At 72.6% G+C, this 4794-nt stretch carries 4 protein-coding genes; 3 read left to right on the top strand and 1 reads right to left on the bottom strand.

Annotated elements, in window-relative coordinates; all coding sequences use genetic code 11:
* The first annotated feature begins 18 nt into the window (after positions 1-18).
* From CCL05_RS40735 to CCL05_RS40725, 3 genes are all read left to right on the top strand, one after another.
* On the top strand, positions 19-1629 hold the full coding sequence (locus CCL05_RS40735; protein ID WP_086565613.1) for a purine-cytosine permease family protein: 1611 nt from the start codon (positions 19-21) through the stop codon (positions 1627-1629).
* Positions 1626-2321 carry an alpha/beta fold hydrolase gene (locus CCL05_RS40730; RefSeq protein WP_086565612.1) on the top strand — a complete coding sequence of 232 codons (696 nt, stop codon included), beginning with the start codon at positions 1626-1628 and terminating at the stop codon, positions 2319-2321. Before CCL05_RS40735 ends, CCL05_RS40730 begins: the two co-directional genes overlap by 4 nt.
* 82 nt (positions 2322-2403) lie before the next feature.
* On the top strand, positions 2404-3573 hold the full coding sequence (locus CCL05_RS40725) for a lactate 2-monooxygenase (RefSeq protein WP_086565611.1): 1170 nt from the start codon (positions 2404-2406) through the stop codon (positions 3571-3573).
* Positions 3574-3631: 58 nt separating this feature from the next.
* Here the strand turns inward: CCL05_RS40725 and CCL05_RS40720 are convergent.
* Positions 3632-4794 (bottom strand): RICIN domain-containing protein (locus CCL05_RS40720; protein ID WP_086565610.1); only part of this gene is annotated, 1163 nt, incomplete at its 5' end.

Below are 4794 nucleotides of genomic sequence, written 5' to 3'. Positions count from 1 at the left end.
GTCCCCGCTGGAGCCCCCTTGTCCTCGCCGGCCGAACGTCCCCCGGGCGCCGACCACTCCTCCCCCGCCGCGTCTGCCCCGTCCCTGACGGAGGTCGAGACCCACGGTGTCGACCGCATCCCCGACGCCGAGCGCACCGCCACCCCGCTGGACCTGTTCCGGCTCGCCTTCGGCGGCGCCAACACCTTCTCCACCTGCGTCCTCGGCGCCTTCCCGATCCTGTTCGGCCTCTCCTTCCTGCAGGGCCTCGCGGCGACGCTCCTCGGGGTCGTCGCGGGCGCACTGATCCTGTGCCCGATGGCGGTGTTCGGCCCGGTCAACGGCACCAACAACGCCGTGTCGTCGTCCGCGCACCTGGGTGTGCACGGCCGTGTGGTCGGCTCCTTCCTGTCCCTGCTGACGGCCGTGGCGTTCTTCTCCCTCTCCGTGTGGAGCTCCGGCGACGCCCTGGTCGGCGGCGCCCACCGGCTCGTCGGCCTCGGCCGGAGCGGCCTGTCCTACGCCGTCGCGTACGCGTTGTTCGCGGTGCTGGTCCTGTGGGTGTGCGTCTACGGCTTCCGGTTCATGCTGTTCGTCAACAAGATCGCGGTGACCTCGGCGAGCGCGCTGTTCCTGCTCGGCATCGTGGCGTTCGCGGGGGACTTCGACCCCTCGTACGCGGGCGTCTTCACCGACTCGGCGGACGCGGCGACGACGGCCCTGTTCTGGCCGTCGTTCATCGGGGCGGCACTGATCGTGCTGTCGAACCCGGTCTCGTTCGGGGCGTTCCTCGGCGACTGGTCGCGCTACATCCCGGCGAGCACCTCGCGCCGGAAGGTGATGGGCGCCGCGTTCCTGTCACAGCTCGCGACGCTGCTGCCGTTCCTGTTCGGCCTGACGACGGCGAGCATCATCGCGGACAAGGCGCCGCAGTACGTCGATCCGGCGGCCCCCGACTTCGTGGGCGGACTGCTCGCGATCTCACCGGGCTGGTTCTTCCTGCCGGTGTGCCTGCTCGCGCTGATCGGCGGCATGGCGACGGGCACGACGGCGCTGTACGGGACCGGGCTCGACTTCTCGTCGGTGTTCCCGAGGCTGTCCCGGGTCCAGGCGACGCTGCTGGTCGGCGCGTTGTCGATCGGATTCGTCTTCGCGGGCCGGTTCGGGCTCGACCTCGTGCGGTCCATCTCCACCTTCGCCACGGTGATCATCACCTGCACCACACCGTGGATGGTCGTGATGATGCTGGGCTACTGGACGCGGCGCGGCTGGTACGACCCGGAGGCGCTCCAGGTCTTCAACCGCCGTCAGCGCGGCGGCCGTTACTGGTTCGCGCACGGCTGGAACTGGCGGGGCATGACCGCCTGGTGGGTGGCGGCGCTGCTCGGCGTGCTCTTCACCCACATGCCCGGACAGTTCGTCGGGCCGCTCGGCGACCTCGCGAACGGCGTCGACATCGGACTGCCCGTGTCGCTGGTCGTGGCGGCGGTGCTGTTCCTGACGCTGCTGTGGCTGTTCCCCGAACCCCGGGCGGTGTACGGGCCCGAGGGCGCGCGGCTGGCCAGGACCGTCGATGTGCCGGTGCCGCCGATCACCGGGCCCGGTGCCGAGGGGGCGTTGTCAGACCCTTCGGCTACGTTGCCGGCATGACCGACTTCGTACTGGTGGCGGGGGCGTGGCTCGGGGCGTGGGCGTGGGACGAGGTGACCGCGGAGCTGCGCGGCGCCGGGCATGACGTCCATCCGCTGACGCTGTCGGGGCTCGCCGAGAAGCAGGGCGTACCGGGCGGGCTGGAGACGCACGTGCGGGACATCGTCGGCGAGGTGGAGCGCCTCGGCCTGCGCGATGTCGTCCTCGTGGGGCACAGCTACGCGGGCATACCGGTGGGGCAGGCCGCCGAGCGGATCGGGGACCGGCTGCGGCGCGTGGTGTTCGTCGACGCGAACGTGCCGGTGGACGGGAAGTCGTTCCTGTCGGGCTGGCCGAGCGATCACGTACGGCAGTCGATCGCCGAGCACGACGGGTTCTGGCCGCCGCTCGACGCGTCGGACTGCGCGGGGCAGGGACTGACGGACGAGCAGATCGCGCGGTTCCTCGGCGGTTCGACGCCGCATCCGGGCCCCGCACTCACCGAACCGGCCGTGCTCACCCGTCCCTTGGACGAGCTCCCGGCGACGTATGTGAAGTGCCTCCTGGACGGTGACGAGCCGATGCCGGCGGTGGCCGAGCTGCTCAAGAGCGACAGCTGGGAGCTGGTGGAGCTGGACACCGGCCACTGGCCGATGTTCTCGCAGCCGCAGGCACTCGCCCGCCTCCTGGGCGCGGCGGGGGCCCGCCCCTGATCCGCCGCCGCGCATACCGCTCGGTATCGTCTGCCGTGGAGCACGGTCTCGACGAGGAGACGACGAGAGGCGGCTGCGTACGGTGGGCAAGCACTGGGCGGACTTCCAGTACGAGATCTATCTGAACGGGATGACGGGTGCCGTACCGCGGCTGCCCACCGATCTGACCCGGCTGGAGGAGCTGACCGAGCAGCGGCTCGGGCCCGGTCCGGTCGGCTATGTGGCGGGCAGCGCGGGCACCGGCTCCACGGCCCGCGCCAACCGGGCGGCCCTGGAGCGTCGCCGGATCGTGCCGCGCATGCTGCGGGACGTGCACGAACGGGACCTGTCGGTCGAGGTGCTGGGGCGTGCCCTGCCGGCCCCGCTGGCGCTGGCCCCGGTCGGCGTGCTGTCGATCATGCACCCGGACGCCGAGTCCGCCGCGGCCCGGGCCGCCGCCGCGCAGGGCGTGCCCTTCGTCCTGTCGTCCGCGTCGAGCACGCCCATGGAGCAGGTCGCCGAGGCGATGGGCGACGCCGAGCGGTGGTTCCAGCTGTACTGGCCCAGGGACCCGGAGGTCGCCCGCAGTTTCCTGAACCGGGCCAAGGCGGCCGGGTTCAGCGTCCTCGTCGTCACCCTGGACACACCGCTGCTGGCGTGGCGGCCGCGCGATCTCGACCAGGCGTATCTGCCGTTCCTGCACGGCGTCGGCACGGCCAACTACTTCTCGGACCCGGCCTTCCAGGCGGGTCTGGCCAAACCGGTCCAGGAGGATCCGAACGCGGCCGTGACGCACTTCGTCGGGATGTTCGCCGACCCGGCGAAGACCTGGCCTGACCTGGCGTTCCTGCGGGAGAACTGGGACGGCCCGATCGTCCTCAAGGGCGTCCTGCACCCCGACGACGCCCGGCAGGCCGAGGCGGCGGGAATGGACGGCGTCGTCGTCTCCAACCACGGCGGGCGCCAGGTGGCCGGGTCCGTCGCGGCGGCCGACGCGCTGCCCCGCGTCGCGGAGGCCGTCGGGGACCGGCTCACCGTCCTCTTCGACAGCGGCGTCCGCTCGGGCGACGACATCTTCAAGGCACTCGCCCTCGGCGCCCGCGCCGTCCTGGTCGGCCGCCCGTACGTCTACGGTCTGGGCCTCGACGGCCGATCGGGCGTCGAACACGTCATCCGCTGCCTGCTGGCCGAACTCGACCTGACCCTCGCCCTGTCGGGCCATGCCACGCCGGGCACGATCGGTCCGGCCGACCTCATCGAGGACCCGGCCTGACCGGCGGGGCCGCGCGACACGTGCGCCGCGCGGCCCCGCTGGGCGCCTGGGCCCGTGGTCACGCCGTGCGGCCGTCGGGCAGGATCACCTGCCGGGCCGTCGGGCCCTTCTGCTCCTCGATCGACAGGGAGCCCGCCGTCGTCGGCACGGGCTCGGCCTGCCAGCGCTGTTCGTCGGAGCGGTCGCGGACCTTGACGACGATGTCGGCCCCGGCGTCGTCGTTGGTGGCGGCGAGGGCGAGCTGCTCGTCCCAGCGGGGCAGCAACTGCCCCTGCACGGTGAGGTCGTAGCGCACATCGTCGGCCCGCTCGGCGTCCTCCTCGGCGCAGGTGCCGAGGACGACGACGCCGGCGTCCTTGTGCGAGTCCAGGCACAGGCCCGGATCGGCCACGCTGCGCAGCAGTCCGTCGTTCTCGTACGTCCACTGCTGGGTCCATACCGCCGAGCACTCCGCCAGCTCGGTCCCCGAGCCCTCCTTCGGCAGGTCCCGGACGTCGAGGCACAGGTCGGCGCCGGCGTTGCGCAGCCGTGTCACGCCCGGTGCCGTGGGCAGCCCGGCCGTGTCGGGCGGGGTCACGGACCCGGCGCCGTTGCCGCCGGCGGCGCTGTTGGAGCCGGCCGGGTCGGCCTGGCCGCCGTCGTAGGAGGACGCGCTGATGATGAGCACGGTCGCGAGCACCCCGGCCGACACGGCGCCGACGCCCGAGAGCAGCGCCCGTGAGGAGCGCAGCGCGTCCGGGATGCGCACGCCCTGAACCCGGCGGACCCGCACGGGGATCCGGGACAGCAGGCGGTGGCGTCCGCCCCCGGGCCGCCCGTCGCCGCGCCGGCCCGCGCGGGAGCCCCGCGTGCCGTGCGAGGACCGGCCCGGGCGGGAGTCCAGGTAGCGGCGGGCGCCCCAGCCGAGGACCGCTTCGGCGATCAGCGGGCCAAGACCGCCCTCGAAATGGCTCAGCTGTTCGGCCGCGTTGCGGCAGTAACGGCACTCCGCCAGATGGTCCTGGACGTCGGGCAGCAGTGCGCCGCCCCGGCGGATCGGCACGTCGAGGAGGCGGTTGTAGAAGCGGCAATCCTGGGTCGGCGCGAGTTCACGATGAGCATGTACACAACCCTCACGGAATGTGTCACGCGCTTGTTCGAGTGCGGCCGACGCCAGGTCCGTATCCATGCCCAGCAGACCGGCCGGGACGCTTAAAGGATCGGCCTCGACCTCGACGTGCC

Source organism: Streptomyces africanus, assembly GCF_002150735.1.
In the GTDB taxonomy this organism is placed as follows: domain Bacteria; phylum Actinomycetota; class Actinomycetes; order Streptomycetales; family Streptomycetaceae; genus Streptomyces; species Streptomyces africanus.
This window is presented reverse-complemented; position numbering and strand designations above follow the sequence as displayed.

What these genes read in the sequence shown, in the direction of transcription:
- CCL05_RS40730 (WP_086565612.1), top strand. Translation starts at nt 1,626, where the DNA reads ATGACCGACTTCGTACTGGTGGCGGGGGCGTGGCTCGGGGCGTGGGCG.